At 62.1% G+C, this 15,331-nt stretch carries 17 protein-coding genes; all 17 read right to left on the minus strand.

The features are described 5' to 3' along the window. Positions 1-8: 8 nt before the first annotated feature. Positions 9-1,025: a ketol-acid reductoisomerase gene (ilvC, locus tag VKS22_02935; GenBank protein ID HLW69556.1), complete on the minus strand. Its 1,017-nt coding sequence runs from the start codon at positions 1,023-1,025 to the stop codon at positions 9-11. Between the two features lie 11 nt (positions 1,026-1,036). Beyond that, positions 1,037-1,558 (minus strand): acetolactate synthase small subunit, encoded by a 522-nt coding sequence (ilvN, locus tag VKS22_02940; protein ID HLW69557.1) that lies wholly within the window; start codon positions 1,556-1,558, stop codon positions 1,037-1,039. Positions 1,559-1,632: 74 nt separating this feature from the next. Further along, on the minus strand, positions 1,633-1,866 hold the full coding sequence (locus tag VKS22_02945) for a hypothetical protein (GenBank protein ID HLW69558.1): 234 nt from the start codon (positions 1,864-1,866) through the stop codon (positions 1,633-1,635). Next, positions 1,820-2,665, minus strand: a complete 846-nt coding sequence (tsaB, locus tag VKS22_02950) for a tRNA (adenosine(37)-N6)-threonylcarbamoyltransferase complex dimerization subunit type 1 TsaB (protein HLW69559.1) — start codon at positions 2,663-2,665, stop codon at positions 1,820-1,822. The genes VKS22_02945 and tsaB overlap by 47 nt, the downstream gene beginning before the upstream one ends. After that, a complete protein-coding gene (locus VKS22_02955) occupies positions 2,640-4,043 on the minus strand; it encodes a site-2 protease family protein (GenBank protein HLW69560.1) in 1,404 nt (467 codons plus the stop codon). The genes tsaB and VKS22_02955 overlap by 26 nt, the downstream gene beginning before the upstream one ends. Positions 4,044-4,078: 35 nt before the next feature. Continuing rightward, positions 4,079-4,855, minus strand: coding sequence for a phosphatidate cytidylyltransferase (locus VKS22_02960; protein ID HLW69561.1), 777 nt, complete (start codon positions 4,853-4,855; stop codon positions 4,079-4,081). Between the two features lie 9 nt (positions 4,856-4,864). Further along, positions 4,865-5,677, minus strand: coding sequence for a Dam family site-specific DNA-(adenine-N6)-methyltransferase (locus VKS22_02965; GenBank protein HLW69562.1), 813 nt, complete (start codon positions 5,675-5,677; stop codon positions 4,865-4,867). 16 nt (positions 5,678-5,693) lie between these two features. Beyond that, the gene (locus VKS22_02970) at positions 5,694-6,557 is read right to left on the minus strand and encodes an isoprenyl transferase (protein ID HLW69563.1); all 864 of its coding nucleotides are present in this window, start codon (positions 6,555-6,557) and stop codon (positions 5,694-5,696) included. 41 nt (positions 6,558-6,598) lie between these two features. Next, positions 6,599-7,156: a ribosome recycling factor gene (gene frr / locus VKS22_02975; GenBank protein ID HLW69564.1), complete on the minus strand. Its 558-nt coding sequence runs from the start codon at positions 7,154-7,156 to the stop codon at positions 6,599-6,601. Between the two features lie 78 nt (positions 7,157-7,234). After that, positions 7,235-8,014 (minus strand): UMP kinase, encoded by a 780-nt coding sequence (pyrH, locus tag VKS22_02980; protein ID HLW69565.1) that lies wholly within the window; start codon positions 8,012-8,014, stop codon positions 7,235-7,237. A 54-nt stretch (positions 8,015-8,068) separates the two neighbouring features. Beyond that, the gene (gene tsf, locus VKS22_02985) at positions 8,069-8,686 is read right to left on the minus strand and encodes a translation elongation factor Ts (protein ID HLW69566.1); all 618 of its coding nucleotides are present in this window, start codon (positions 8,684-8,686) and stop codon (positions 8,069-8,071) included. Between the two features lie 88 nt (positions 8,687-8,774). Further along, on the minus strand, positions 8,775-9,536 hold the full coding sequence (rpsB, locus tag VKS22_02990; protein ID HLW69567.1) for a 30S ribosomal protein S2: 762 nt from the start codon (positions 9,534-9,536) through the stop codon (positions 8,775-8,777). Between the two features lie 109 nt (positions 9,537-9,645). Then, on the minus strand, positions 9,646-10,893 hold the full coding sequence (rho, locus tag VKS22_02995) for a transcription termination factor Rho (protein ID HLW69568.1): 1,248 nt from the start codon (positions 10,891-10,893) through the stop codon (positions 9,646-9,648). Between the two features lie 704 nt (positions 10,894-11,597). Beyond that, positions 11,598-12,266 (minus strand): GNAT family protein, encoded by a 669-nt coding sequence (locus VKS22_03000; GenBank protein ID HLW69569.1) that lies wholly within the window; start codon positions 12,264-12,266, stop codon positions 11,598-11,600. 7 nt (positions 12,267-12,273) lie between these two features. Next, on the minus strand, positions 12,274-12,699 hold the full coding sequence (locus VKS22_03005) for a hypothetical protein (GenBank protein ID HLW69570.1): 426 nt from the start codon (positions 12,697-12,699) through the stop codon (positions 12,274-12,276). Between the two features lie 83 nt (positions 12,700-12,782). After that, positions 12,783-14,138 carry a DUF1329 domain-containing protein gene (locus VKS22_03010; protein ID HLW69571.1) on the minus strand — a complete coding sequence of 452 codons (1,356 nt, stop codon included), beginning with the start codon at positions 14,136-14,138 and terminating at the stop codon, positions 12,783-12,785. A 213-nt stretch (positions 14,139-14,351) separates the two neighbouring features. Continuing rightward, complete coding sequence (locus VKS22_03015) at positions 14,352-15,329, minus strand: RluA family pseudouridine synthase (protein HLW69572.1); 978 nt, start codon at positions 15,327-15,329, stop codon at positions 14,352-14,354. Positions 15,330-15,331 lie beyond the last annotated feature (2 nt).

Below are 15,331 nucleotides of genomic sequence, written 5' to 3' on the forward strand. Positions count from 1 at the left end.
CGCCACGCTCAGTTGCGGGCGCGATCAACCAGGCGCTCGCTGCCCAACCACGGCATAAATGAACGCAGTTGCCGCCCGACCTCTTCCGCCGGATGCTTTTCGCCTTCGGCGCGCAGGCGCTTGAAATTCTTGAGTCCCTGCCGGTACTCGCCGATCCATTCGTTCGCAAATTTGCCCGACTGGATATCCGCCAGAATCTGTTTCATGGCGGCGCGCGTGGTCTCGCCGATGATCTTGTTGCCGCGCGTCATGTCGCCATATTCCGCGGTATTGCTGATCGAGTAGCGCATGTTCGAGATGCCGCCCTCGTAAATCAGATCGACGATTAGCTTGACCTCGTGCAGGCACTCGAAGTAGGCCATCTCGGGCGCATAGCCTGCCTCGACCAAGGTCTCGTAGCCGGCGCGGATCAGCTCGGTCAGCCCTCCGCAGAGCACCGATTGTTCGCCGAACAGATCGGTCTCGGTCTCTTCGCGGAAGCTGGTCTCGATTATCGCCGCGCGGCCGCCGCCGATCGCGCAGCCGTAAGCCAAGCCAATCTTGTGCGTGTCGCCCGAGGGATCCTGCTCGACCGCCAGCAGGCAGGGCACGCCGCGACCCTTGACGAACTCCGAGCGCACCAGATGGCCGGGGCCCTTCGGCGCGATCATGAAAACATTCACGTCTTTGGCCGGCTGGATGAACTTGAAGTGGATATTGAAGCCGTGGCCGAAGGCGAGATACTTGCCCTTGCTCAGATGCGGCTCGATCTCGGCCTTGAAGATGTCGGAGGCCATTTCGTCCGGCGTCAGCATCATGATGATGTCGGCTTCGCGCGCGGCCGCGGCCGTCTCGAGCACGCGCAATCCCTGCTTTTCGGCCTTGGCCACCGAGGGGCTGTCCGCCCGCAGACCCACCCGCACGTCCATCCCGCTGTCGCGCAGGTTGAGCGCGTGCGCGTGGCCCTGACTGCCGAAACCCATAATCGCGATCTTGTGCGTCCGGAGGGCGCTCAGATCGGCGTCACGATCGTAAAAAACCTTCATCAGTGTTTCCCCTAACCCGCATTGCGCAGGTTGCGATTATTGTTTTCGGCCTGGACCGAGCGTGCGAGCGCAATCTTGCCGGTGCGCACGATCTCTTTGATTCCGAGCGGACGCATCAACTCGATGAACGCACGGATTTTGCTGCTGTCGCCTGTGATCTCGATCGTCTGCGCGCGCGGTCCGATATCCACCACATGCGCCCGAAACGCCTGCACGATCGCATTGAGCTCCGAGCGCATCCGCTCTTCGACGGTGACCTTCACCAGCATCAGTTCGCGGTCGAGCGTGTCGACCTCGTGGAAATCGGTCACCTTGATCACCGAAACCAGTTTGTTGAGCTGCTTGTTGACCTGCTCGAGCACCTGGTCGTCGCCCGAACTGACCACCACGATACGTGATTGAGTCGGATCCAGCGGATCTTCGTTGACCGTCAGCGATTCGATATTGAAGCCGCGGCTCGAGAACAGCCCGGCCACCCGCGCCAACACGCCGAACTCGTTTTCAACCAGCACCGATATTGTATGACTTGGCATTCTTGACGTTGGTTACGCCGACCGCAAAAGGCGGAAAACTGCTGGACGGACGCGGCACCTGCGCCCGCCGCGACCTAGTTCGCGTGCTCGTGCTGATGCCGATTAATCAACTCCATCATGCGGTCTTTCGAGGCCAGCTTGAGCTTCTGCAGCCGCTTCATTTCGAGCTCTTCGGCATTTGTCAGGTGAAGCTTGTGACGATACGGATCGAGCTGGCGCTTGAACTCCTGATGCTCGACGTAGAGTGCGCGCAACTCGGCGTCATGCTCGGCGTAGCGCTGGATCAATTCCTCTTCGCGACGTTCCATTGGCTTCTACCTCCGGCTTCACTTCACTGTTACCACTCGCGCCGTTGTTGCTCGCCGGCGACGACTTGACCTGCGCATCCGCGGCGCGAACGTAAAGCGGTTCGAGTGTGGCGGCATGATCAATCTCGTGCGACGCAACCCGCCCGGCGCCAAGCACGGCCACCAAGCTTCCCCGCAAAGACAATTCTGCGGCTCCAGTCACGACCTCGATACGGTACCCGCGCGCTTGCGCGGCCGTCCGCACCTCCTCACCCATCGCCTCCCCGACAACTATCACATCACCGGAAAGTCTCGCGGCAAGCTCGTCAACCGAAACCGCCAAATCTCCCGTCACCCTTTCTAGCGCATCACCGGAGGAGCGGTAAAGCGCGGTGTAGAGTTCCCCACGCCGCGCGTCAATTATCGGGCAGACCGTCATACCGGCGCGGGCCTCGCGCGCGGCGCAGAGTGCGATCGCTTCCAGCGACGATACGCCCACAATCGCCATACCCAAGGCGCTCACCAACCCCTTGGCGTAGCTCAATCCGACGCGCAGGCCAGTGAAAGAGCCGGGCCCGATACCGACCGCGATCGCGGCCAAGTCGCGCAGCTTGAATCCGGCCCCGTCGAGCACTTCGTTAACTGCATCGGGTAATCCCGCGCAATGCGAGATCAATGGGCGCGATAAAACGGCCTGAATCCGGCCGCGCGCCACCACCCCGAGACTTGCGACCGGTCCGCCGGTTTCGAGCCCGAGCACCGGCCCGACCGCTACACCGGCCTCGAGCAGCCGCTCAACCGATAAGGCGGGAAATGTCATTCAGGATTACGAACGCCATGAGGATCGCCAGCAAAAACAGCCCCACCTGCATCGCGATCTCGCGATGGCGCAGCTTGAGCGGCTCGCCGCGAATCCCCTCGATCGCGAAAAACAGCAGATGGCCGCCGTCGAGCAGCGGCACAGGCAGCAGGTTGATGATCCCCAATTCAAGGCTCAGCGTGACCATGAAGAGCGCTACTTCGGCAAAGCCCTGATGGGCTTCGCGGCCGGCGATCTGTGCGATCATGATCGGTCCGCCGAGCGCCTGCCGCACCGGCGTTTTGCCGGCGACAATCTTGCCGATGCCGATCACCAAAGTTTCGGCCATCCGCGCCGATTCGGCCACGCCGGCTGGGATTGCTTTCAGCAGAGAGAGTTTCTTGACTGTGGCGGCGCCGCTCGGCTTGACGCCGATAATCCAGGTGGGCTCGTGATCGCCATAGATCGTTTCTTCCGGCAGCAGTTCAGGCCGCACCGTAACATGGATCGCGCCGGCCGCGTCTTGTCCGCGCTGCACTGCAAGATCAAGCGGACGGCCGCTACTGTCTTTGACCGCGCGCGACATCGCGTCCCAGGAATCGATCGCGACTCCGTCGATCGCGGTCACGTGATCGCCCTCGCGCAGGCCGGCCGCATAACCCGGCATCCCGTGATCGAGCGCGCCCAGCACCGGCAGCAGCGTCGGTACGCCAAACATCAGGACGATCGTCATCAGGAGCGGGGCGAACAGGATATTCGAGGCCGGGCCCGCGAGCACGATCGCGAAGCGCCGGTGCAGCGGTTGGCTCGGGAAGGCTCGCGCGTTGAACTCCTTCACGAGCCCGACCGGCTTGATCTCGGCCAGTCTTGCCGTCGCCCGCTCGACCGACCCGGCCTGCTCGAGCGCTGCGCATCTGGCGATTTCGCCGAGCAAGATGGCCTCGTCGGGCTTGAGCTTACGGCCCAGCATCGTCGTGTCGAAGTCGTGGGGCCGCGCCTCGATCTCGCGCGCCATCGCGATCAGCGTCGCGTCCCCAGCCTTGTTGCCAGGCCCGGGCGGATTGGCAACCGCGTTCGTCCCGGCATGTACAAGCCCTCCGCGGGTCTTTGCCGCCGCCAGCAGATCGAGTTTAAGCTCCCCAAGATAGCTGGTGATCGTCTCGGCGCTGGGCTCTTCAGCAATCTCGTCCCCGAGCATCCGGACGTAGCCGCCTAATGGCGTCGCGCCGAAAGCATAGTCGGTCTCACCGCGCCGAATCCCAAACAGCCGCGGCGGATAGCCGATCGAAAAGCGGAGCACGCGCACGCCGACCCGCTTGGCCATCACGAAATGGCCGGCCTCGTGCACGACGATCAGAATGGCGAAAATAACAACCGCAGCAACGATAGATATGATCATTCGGACAACGACCCGGCGCGCAGCTTCGGAGCGGATTAGTAAAAATAATAGTAGGTGAAAACCGCCGGGAAGACTAGGCTGCACGTGCGATCGAGCAAGCCGCCGTGTCCCGGAAAAATCCAGCCGGAATCCTTGACTCCCGCGATTCGCTTGACCGCAGAGTTGGCCAGGTCGCCTACCTGCGCGAGCGCCGCCACGACCACCGCCAGCGCAATCATCTGCCGATTGCCCAGATTCGGGGTCAGCATCGGACGCAGCACCAACCCGGCAATCACGCTGGCAGCCAACCCGCCGACCGCGCCTTCGAGCGTCTTCTTCGGGCTGACCTTGGGCAACAGCTTGATTCGCCCGAGCGATCGGCCGGCGAAATAAGCTCCCGAATCGCTCGCCACGACGATCAGGAACATCAGGATGACGATCGCGACGCCGTGCGGACCGTTACGGAGAAATGCCAGATAGGGGAAAAGCACGCCGACGCCAAGCGTGCCGAGCACCCGCGTCCAAACATTTGCGTGACAAGGACCTTCTATCCCGACCCGCAGCGTCAGTGCACACAGCGCGACGATTACCGCCAACGGTGCGAGCCATGGACCCGGGCCGCAGGTCAGCAGGGTTATCGCGGGGAGGGCGCCGCACAGCAGAATCAGCCAGAGCTGCCCGCGACGTGGTTCGTTCATCACGACGACCTCGAACAGGCCCCACGCTGTGGCGATTCCGATAAAAATCGTGAACGCGCCGACGGGCGCAAAAATCACTCCCGCCAGTAGCAGAGGCAGGGCGATGGCCGCGGTGATTAACCTGGTTCGCAGCACCGGGCCGGCTTAGACGCCTCGCAGTGCGAGGACCTCGCGCGCCCGCGTGCGATCACCGGTGCAGCTAATCATGCGCGGCGCCTCCAACTCGATCAGCTCGAACCCGAGGCCGCGGTAGAGCTCAATAATTCGTGCAGTAGCGTGATTCGACGCCGCGACCGGCCCCGGATGACGCGCGAGCCATTCAGCGAGTCGCACTTGATCCTTCCAGGTGAAGTCCTCTCTCGAATATTTCGTGAAGCCGGCGTCGTAAGGCGGATCGGCATAGACGAAATCGCCCGGCTCCAGAGCGAGCCTCGCGAAGTCGCCGCAACTGAACTTCCACTCGGCAAAGACTGTGCGGTAGGGTGAAAAATCGGTCAGATAGCGAATCGTCTTGTATTTGCCGAAAGGTACATTGAAACTCCCGGCGCTATTGAACCGGCACAAACCGTTGTAGCCGGTACGATTCAGATAGTAAAAAAGTTCCGCCGCTTCCGCGCTCTCAGGCGCGCCGGTTTTCGCCAGTTGATTAAAACGGTCGCGATTCGCGTAATAGACACGCTCGTCGTTACGCTGCGGAAGAGCAGCTTGCAGCCCTTTCGCGAGCCAGCGATAGAAATTCACCGCGTGGGGATTGATATCGTTGAGTAGCGCGCGCGCCAGTCGCAGTCCGAGCGCAACTGCCAGGCCCCCACAGAAAGGTTCGACCAGCCGGCGACCAGCGTGTACGGGCCAGCGTTCTCGCAGACCGGGTACCAGCCAGCGCTTGCCGCCGGCCCACTTGAGTGGCGGCTTGAGCGTTTCAAGCTCCAGCCCCGCGGTTTCCGCTGCCCTGCCCACCCCCGAGTGGCGGCCTTCAGCCGGTCGAGAGCGCGCGCGGCGAGCCCTCTGCGCCACCCGCCGCCGCCGAACTATCAACCGCCCCGCCGCCAACTGCTTTCAGAACATCTGTCCTGACACCGGTCCGAACATCTACAGTACCGAAGCGGCGTTCGCGCGCCTGATAGTCCGCGAGCGCCTTCAGCAGGTCGGTCTCGCGGAAATCCGGCCACAGCGTCTCGGTGAAGTAGAGTTCGGTATAAGCGAGCTGATAGAGGAAAAAATTCGAGATGCGCTGCTCGCCCGAGGTCCGAATCAACAGATCGGGATCGGGAATGCCGGCCGTCATCAATTCGTTGCCGAGAAGTTCTTCATTGACCTGCTGCGGGGTGATCCGTCCGGCGGCGACGCCCTCAGCGATGCGGCGCGCAGCCGCGGCGAGATCCTGGCGGCCGCCGTAGGAGAGCGCGAGCGCCAGCGTCATCTTCCGGTTGCCGGCCGTCAGCGCAACCATCTCGTCGAGCGCGCGGCGGACCGCGGCGGGCAGCCGCGCCGTCTCGCCGACCGTAATCAGGCGGACCCCACGCTTCATCAGGCGCTTGCTCTCGGTCAGTAGGAACCGATGAAACAGGCGCATCAGAAAACCCACCTCCGGCACCGGCCGCTGCCAATTTTCGTGGGAAAAAACGAAGAGCGTCAGATAGGGGATGCCGAGTTCGCGCGCAGCCTCGACGACTGCGCGCGCGGCGTCTTTGCCGCGCCGATGGCCCTCGCAGCGATTCAGTCCGCGCCGCGTCGCCCAGCGGCCGTTACCGTCCATCACGACGGCGACATGGCGCGGCAGCCGCGCCGGGTCTAGCGAGAGCTGGGGAAATTCGCTGAGAGGAAGTGAAGAAGCCACGTCCGTTTAAGAATGCCTGAGGATCAGCAATGACGCGACCCTCAGACCTCCATGATTTCGGCTTCCTTCGCCGCCAGCACCTGGTCGAGCTTTTCGATATGCGCGGTCGTGAGCTGCTGGACTTTGGCCTCGGCGCTGCGCAAGTCGTCGTCGCCGATCTGCTTGTCCTTGTTCATCTGCTTGAGCATATCGTTGGCGTCGCGCCGATGGTTGCGCACACTCACGCGGAATTCCTCACCGATTTTGCGCACGTGCTTGACCAACTCGCGGCGCCGCTCCTCGTTAAGTTCGGGAATCGGAATCCGAATGAGCTTGCCGTCATTCATCGGGTTCAGGCCGAGGTCTGAGGTTTGAATCGCCTTTTCGATCTCTCCGATCGAGCCGCGATCATACGGCGTGATCACCAGCAGGCGCGGTTCCGGCGCCGCCAAGCCGGCCAACTGCCGCAGCGGTGTTTTCGCCCCGTAGTAGTTGACGTGCAACCCCTCGAGCAGCGCGGTCGAAGCTCGGCCGGTGCGCACCCGGCTTAGCTCATGGCGAAAAGCGCTGACCGCCGCCGCCATCTCCGAACCCGCCAACTCGACTACTTCGTCGCTCACTGGCTCACGCGGCTCATCCGGCTTGCTCGCGCCGACGCGCCGCTCCTCCGCAATCAGTTTCTTTTCTGATCTGCCTGCTCACTTACCCGGCTGGGATGTCTCCGCCGGCGCGTCTACCGCACGAGTATCCGGTCCTACCCAGGTGCCGATCGGTTCGCCATTCACCGCCCTTCTTATATTCCCGGATTTGCGCAAATTAAAGACGATGATTGGGAGCTGATGGTCCATACAGAGCGTCAGTGCCGTCGCATCCATCACCTTGAGATTGCGGTCGAGCACTTCGCGATAGCTCAGCCGGTCGAAAAGCACGGCGCCGTCCTCAATCTGCGGATCGCGATCATAGACGCCGTCGATATGATGACTCGCCTTGAAAATCACCTCGGCGCTGATCTCCATCGCGCGCAGGCTGGCGGCGGTATCGGTGGTAAAGTACGGATTGCCGGTGCCGGCTGCGAAGATCACCGCGCGGCCGCGCTCGAGATGCCGGATCGCACGCCGCCGGATATAAGGCTCACAGACGGCGTGGATCGCGATCGCGGAGAGGACTCGCGTCGTCACCCCGCACTGTTCTAAAGCATTCTGCAGCGCCAGCGCGTTGATCACGGTTGCCAGCATCCCCATCTGATCGGCCGTCGAACGGTCCATCCCGCGCGCCTCGTAGGAGCTGCCGCGCAGAATATTGCCTCCACCGATGACCATCGCGAGCTCGACGCCCAGTGCCGCGATTTCCTTGATTTCCAGCGCGATCCGGCCGAGCGCGTCAAGATCGATACCCATACCTTGTTCGGGCGCGAGCGCCTCTCCCGAGAGTTTGAGCAGGACGCGCCGATAACGGGGTTTGCCGGTTCGCTCGGTCATTACACTGAAGTACGTTATCGCGCTGTTCTCGGATTCGCGCCGGAAGGCCAGGCGCTATTCCGCAGAGGCGGGCTTGCTGCCGAGGTTCTCGCCGAGCTGAAAGCGGGCGAAGCGGCGAATTTCGATCTTCTCGCCGAGCTTACCGACATACTCGCCCAGCAGATCGCTGATGGTGCGATTCGGATCGCGCACCCAGGCCTGCTCGTTGAGCACCGCATCCTTGTAGAACTTTTCGATTTTGCCCTCTACTATCTTGGCGATCACCTGCGGCGGCTTGTCGGCCGCCTGCGAGGCGTAGATCTGCCGTTCCTGCTCGAGCACGGCCGGCTCGAGCTCCTCGCGCCGCACGCAGCGCGGATTTTGCGCCGCAATCTGCATTCCGATCTCTTTGACCAGGGTCTGAAATTCCGGCGTTTTGGCGACAAAATCGCTCTCGCAGTTGATCTCGACCAGCACGCCGAGCTTGCCGCCCGCATGAATATAGGTGCCGACTGAGCCTTCCGAGGCGACACGTCCGGCGCGCTTCGCGGCTTGAGCGATCCCCTTTTCGCGCAGCCAAACCACGGCCTGCTCGAGCTCGCCCTTGCTCTCGGCCAGCGCCTTCTTGCAATCCATGATGCCGGCGCCGGTCTTGTCGCGCAGCTCTCTGACCAGATTCGCGTTTACGTCCATTAGCTTTCCTGAAATTAGCCGCACACTGAGGCGCTTAAGTCGTTCCTGTTGTGTCCTGAATCAGCCCGAGTCTGAATTGTCACGAGCCCTAAGCTGGTGGGGGCGGCGCCTCGGACGTGCTGCCGTTGTTGTGATCATTGAGCGGCAGCGTTTCGTCGCGGCCGCGCGCGCGTTCCTCCGCGAGCGCCTTACCCTCGATCACTGCGTCGGCCACGGCTGCGGTGAACAGTTTGATCGCGCGAATCGCGTCGTCGTTGCCGGGAATCCGGTAGGCGATCTGATCAGGATCGCAATTCGTATCGACAACCGCGACCACCGGGATCCCCAGCCGGTTGGCCTCGGCCACGGCGATCTCTTCCTTCTTGGTATCGATCACCCAGAGGGCGTCGGGCAGCTTGCGCATGTTCTTGATGCCGGACAGCGTGGTCATTAGTTTGCCGTGCATCTTTTCGTTATCGCTCATCTCTTTCTTGGTCAGCGCCTGGATCATTTCGGGATCGGCCATAACTTCCTCGAGCTTCTTGAGCCGATCAATCGAGGCGCGAATCGTCTGAAAATTGGTCAGCATACCGCCGAGCCAGCGGCTGTTGACGTGATACATGCCGCAGCGCTCGGCTTCTTCGCGCACGATGTCCTGCGCCTGCTTTTTGGTCCCGACCATCAGCAGCGTGCCGCCGTCGGCCGCGAGGTCGCGCACAAACTCATAGACGCTGCGGAACATCTTGACCGTCTGCTGCAGATCGATGATGTAAATCCCGTTGCGCGCGCCGAAAATGTAGGGCTTCATCTTGGGATTCCAGCGACTGGTCTGATGGCCGAAATGTACGCCGGCCTCGAGCAGCTGCTTCATGCTGATTTCCGTCATAGGCGCTGTCTAAACCTCTCTCCCGCCTTCGCGGCGGCACTCTGTCTCAATACCGGCGGGCTACTTGCCCATCCCAAATTTTACTCAATCGGCGCTACGCGTTCATCGACTCCAAAAACTCTTCGTTGGTCTTGGTCCCCTGCATCTTGTCGAGCAGGAACTCCATCGATTCAACCGCGTTGAGCTGCGACAGCAGCTTGCGCAGAATCCAGACGCGGTTCAAAGTGCTGCGCGGCAGCAGCAACTCTTCCTTGCGGGTGGACGAACGCTGAATATCGATCGTCGGGAAGATGCGCTTCTCGAGCAGGCGGCGATCCAACGCGATCTGTTGATTACCGGTGCCCTTGAATTCCTCGAAGATGACCTCGTCCATGCGGCTGCCGGTATCAACCAGCGCCGTCGCGATGATCGTGAGACTGCCACCGTCCTCGGTGTTGCGCGCCGCGCCGAAAAACTTCTTGGGCTTGTGCAGCGCGTTGGAGTCGACGCCGCCCGAGAGAATCTTGCCGGAGGGCGGCACGACCGTGTTGTAGGCCCGCGCCAGGCGTGTGATCGAATCCAGCAGGATGACGACGTCGCGACCATGCTCGACCAGTCGCCGCGCGCGCTCGATCACCATCTCGGCGACTTGCACGTGGCGGGTCGGCGGCTCGTCAAAAGTCGAACTGACCACCTCGCCCTGCACCGAACGCAGCATGTCGGTGACTTCTTCGGGTCGCTCATCCACCAGCAGAACGATAAGGATAATTTCCGGATGGTTATGCGCGATCGCTTTCGCGATCGCCTGCAGCATCATGGTCTTGCCGGTAAACGGCGCCGCCACGATTAAGCCGCGCTGCCCTTTGCCGATCGGCGCCACCAGATCGATGATCCGCGTGGTGTAATCCTCGTGATTGTATTCGAGCTTGATCCGCTCCTCAGGATAGAGCGGGGTCAGATTGTCGAACAGAATCTTGTCGCGCGCCTTCTCAGGCTCTTCATAGTTGATCGACTCAACCTTGAGCAGCGCGAAGTAGCGCTCGCCCTCTTTGGGCGGACGAATCAACCCCGAGGTAATATCCCCGGTGCGCAGATTGAACCGTCGGATCTGACTCGGCGAGATATAAATGTCGTCGGGGCCCGGCAGATAATTGTAGTCCGGTGCGCGCAGAAAGCCGAAGCCGTCGGGCAGGATTTCCAGCACGCCTTCGCCGAGAATCGAACCATTGCGCTGCGCCTGCGCCTGCAGGATGGCGAAAATCATCTCCTGCTTGCGCATGTTGGCCGCGCCTTCGATATTGTAATCGCGCGCGATGCCGGCCAGTTCCGTGATCTTCGCGCCCTTGAGCGCCTTGAGATTCAGCGTCCCGCTTTCGCTGATGATGCTGACTGGGGCTCGCCGATCGCCGCCGCTCGCGACCGCTGGCGCCGATGCCGCCAAAGGCGCCGATTGAGGCTCGCCGCTCGACGCCGCGCCATTCGTCCCGCCCGCGGTCTCCGCCTCACCGTTGCCGCCATTGGCGGCTGCGCCGCCGTTCGGGGCCGCTCCGCGATGCGGCTCGCGATGGGAATGTTGTCCGCCGCGCGGCCGTACAAACGCCGCCTGCGGCGGGGTCTGCGCGCCTTCCTCAGGCGACTCTTCGATGTCGTTTCGTTCCGGTCCCCGACCTCTTGCCATATTACTTACCCCGCAACTCCGTCTACTCCTCTAACTTCCTGGGTCTCGCGACTTTTCCCGGCCGATTGAAGCTCTATTTCCGGCAACGTCGCTTCCGGCAGCATCGGCCGGCGTCGCATGCATCGCGCGCCTTGGTGATAGCTTCGTCCGTTACCTGGCTGCTCCGCCCGCCTTTGCTTTTGCCACCGTCCGGATTTTGGGGGCGACGCCTTACGCTTCGAATCGCGTTACGTCGGGGAGCGGGCGGGCCGGCTGCCAGGGGACGACCGAATCCCGGAGGCACGATTGAACAGCCTCACAGCAGGAGTAGAACATCGAGACTATCGCAGCCCCGCAAATGTGTCAACCAATCTGATGATGGGTCAATCAACCGGTTGCGCACTCTTTGTTTACCGCCGCGCGTCCCGCGCAAGCCGCGCCTCCAATTCGGCTCTCACCGCGGGCCATTCGTTGGCGATAATCGAGTAGTAGGCCGAGTTTCTTGTGGTCGCGTCGCGGGCGGGCATGTCGCCGCGCAAAATCCCGTCGAACTTCGCGCCGATCCGCTCGATTGCGTTGCGCGAGCGCTGATTGCGCTCGTCGGTCTTGAGGCTCACGCGATGAACCTGCCATTCCTCGAAAGCGTGCGTCAGCAGCAGCAGTTTCGCTTCGGTATTGCATCGCGTGCGCTGCGTCGAAGGCGCAATCCAGGTGGCGCCGATCTCGATGGCATCGGGCGCTTGGCGTTGGGCGAACGGCGAGTGTTCGGGCCAGCTCCAGAAGAAAGGGAAATAGCTGGTCGACCCGATGATCGAATGGTCGAAGCGGATCGCGAAGGGATAGCGTTCGCCGCGCTCCCGTTGCGCCAGAGCGGTGGCCACGTAGATTCGCACCTCGGACGGCGTTAACGGCACGAAGCTGTGCGGATAATCCGCGGCCTTGCCCGCAAACTCGGCGGCGACTTTTTCCAGCGCCTCGCAATGGGCCGGCGTCAGCGGCTCAAGGGCGACCGCCTCGCCGGCCAACGAAATCTCCGTATCCGCGATCAGCGCCTTCCGCTCCTGATGCGCGTCGATCATCGATCTCTCATGCAGGCGTGCGCACCGGCGTCCAGCGGCTGGCGCGGCGCGCGCGCCGTGTGACAGCGTTCTCGCTTGAATAGTCCATCGGCTGCACGACCCCGAGTTCACCGTCGCTCTCGAGCGTGCGCAGGTTCGCGATCGCGTAATGGCGGCCGGCTTCCTCCATTTGTGCGCCGACATAGACCCCGCAGCGCCCGCACATCAGGAAGTCCGCGGTGGCAGTATCGAACCGATAGCGGAGCAGCATCGTGCGATCGCTAACGCTGAAATCCATCTCACCTTGCGGATCCGAAGTTGTCAGCAGGCCGTGCTTGCGGCAGAACCCGCAGCCGCAGGTCCGCACCGGCAATTGCGCCACCGCTAGCTGCGACCGCAGGGTCCAGCGCAGATTACCACAATAGCAACCCCCGCGATGTTCTTGCAGTTCCATCCCTGTGATCCCGGGCGCGCCGGGGCGCGGCTGATGACTACGCCCCGGCATCGTCCAACCGCTACTACGCCTTTGCGAAAAGCTCAGCGCATGATCTGCTGAAGCCCACCCGGACTCCCGTACTTGACCCCGTCGAAATACTCTTTCGGCACGTTAATATCGATATACGGCTTGCGCTTCCAGGGATTGCCGAATCCGCACCAGACCGTCTCGTGCGAGTTCTGGAAATCCATCGCGGACGACGAAATGCCCTCCCACATATGACCCATCCCCGGCACGTCGCCGGCTCCGTTGTAATACGAAATCGATTTCCAGAGCTTGTGATTCGAGTCGAACAGATCAACCCAGTCGCCCAACCAGTGCTCCTTGTCGGCATACATGATCCGGCTCGAATAACAGTAGCCCGACGCTTCGCTCGAAATCCGGTGGACATCGTCGATCGCCATGTCCCGCACTTCCCATTTGCCCCACGAGGGTTTGGGGAATCCAAGCGGCATCAGGTAACCGCCCGGGAAGATCGCGCCGTCCTGGTTAAAGTGCGCTAGCGTTAAAATCTTGCGATCGCCCAGAAAATCGCCGGTGTAGATCGAGGTGCTACCATTAAAGCCGTTGCCCTTGGCGTCGTCGTAAGTCCAGTCAAAGCCGAACACCGGCGAACAACGCGCCGTACTCGCCAAGCGCAGCGATCGGCGCAACGCCGGCACGAATACGTACGTGTCCGGAAATGGCTGCTTCTCCTGATCGATGTAAAATAGATTTAACGACGCGGTATAGCGCGCCTGTTCCGGCGACTCCTCCATGAGCCATTCCGTGTACCATACCCCGGGCAGGTAATCGAGGCTCGACGCGGGAATCCCTGGGTCGCTGATATAGTCACTCGTGCTCACCCGGTAGACCACATCCAGCGTAGTCGCATTGACATTGCCATAGCGATCAATCGCCCAGACCGAGCCGTAGTTATTCGGCCCATTGACATACATCTGCGGTCCCGCCGGCCAGTTGATATTCGCGAGCACCTTCCAGCCCTTGTACGGCTCCGACGGATTCGGGAACGGCGTCCCACCATGGTAGTTGTGTAGTACGTAATGGCCATTAGGAAGCAACTCGACCGTGGTTTGTGGCGAATACTTCTCGGTCCGCTCGATCCAACTCTTCAATAGGAAATCATGGACTGTCGGCCCCACCTCTAGCACGGCTTCCGGCGGTATCTTCCAGAAGTACTTCCCGGCGAACATCTCCTGCATGCCCAGCGGCAAAAAATTCCGGTACTGCTGCCAGTTCTGAATGGTGACCTTCGTGCCGATCGCGAGTTCGCCCTGATTCTGCGAATCCTTGAGCCACTGATCCATCTCGCTACGATCGGTCGCCTGCGACCACCCTCTCGACGGCAGTAATGCAATCAGCATCGCCGCCGCCATCACGCGCGCGAACCTCTGCATGGCGTTTCTCCTTTGCCCTTAACAAGCTCCGTAAAACGAAGCCAGGCAGTACGGAGCTCAGAGCAGTTGCGAGTTGACGGTCCCCACGACCTCAAGAAGCCAGCCCCTCTGGCTCGGCCGTTAGCCGAGCTTATGCGCCGAATAAGAGTTGCTGTCAATAATGAGACGTCAGGGTAAAGCTGGGAGCCCTCTGCTTCAGAAGCTAACTCGGAATTACTCCCCTGCCGCGACCCATCGCTCGATCAGATCGCCCGCGGCACCGAGCCCAAGTGCCGCCATATACTTCGCTATTTCCTCCGCCAGCGGGGCGCGAAACTCGAGCCGTGCGCCGCTGCGGGGATGGTCCACCGCCAACGCGAAGGCATGCAGCGCCTGACGCCCCATCGGATGGGTCGCGGTCTCGCGCGAACCGTAAGTCGTGTCGCCGACGCAGGGATGGCCGGCTGCCGCCAGATGCACGCGAATCTGATGCGTCCGCCCGGTCTCGGGCCGCACCCCGACTAACGTTACTCCCGCGCCGCGCCATAGCACCGTCACATGGCTCACCGCCGCGCGCGGCGTGCGCGACCGCACCGACATCCGTTGGCGTTCGGTCGGATGGCGTCCGATCGGCTGAGCGAGCGTGAATTGCTCACGCGCGACGACGCCGCGCACGAGCGCGACATAGAACTTGCTGACCATGCGCTCTTTGAACTGCCTGGCCAAGGCGGTGCGCGCAAATGGCGTGCGCGCCACCACCATCACGCCCGACGTGTCCTTGTCCAGCCGATGAACAATCCCCGGCCGCATAATTCCGTCGGGCTCGGCCATCGCGGCGAGCTCCGGAAAGCGCGCGAGCAGCCCATCGACCAGAGTCGAGTGGAGATGGCCCGGCGCCTGATGGACCGTCATGCCGGCCGGCTTGTTCACCGCGATCAGTTCGTCGTCGGCATAGATTACGGTGATTTCCGGTGCGTCCGCGCTCGCCACTGCCGGCGTCACCTCGGGCGGTGCGCCAATCTCGATCCGATCTCCCGCCCGCAAAGTCGCCGAGACTCGCGCACTCGCGCCGTTGAGCGTCACGCGGCCCGCTTTGATCATCCGCGCCGCCTGCGCCCGCGAATACTCCGGCGCCAGCGCCCCGGCCATAAAGTGATCGAGCCGCATCCGCTGATGGGCCGCAGCCGCGATCAAAATCCGCGGCCGATCCAATT

The organism is Candidatus Binataceae bacterium, from assembly GCA_035308025.1.
In the GTDB taxonomy this organism is placed as follows: Bacteria; Desulfobacterota; Binatia; order Binatales; family Binataceae; genus JAJPHI01.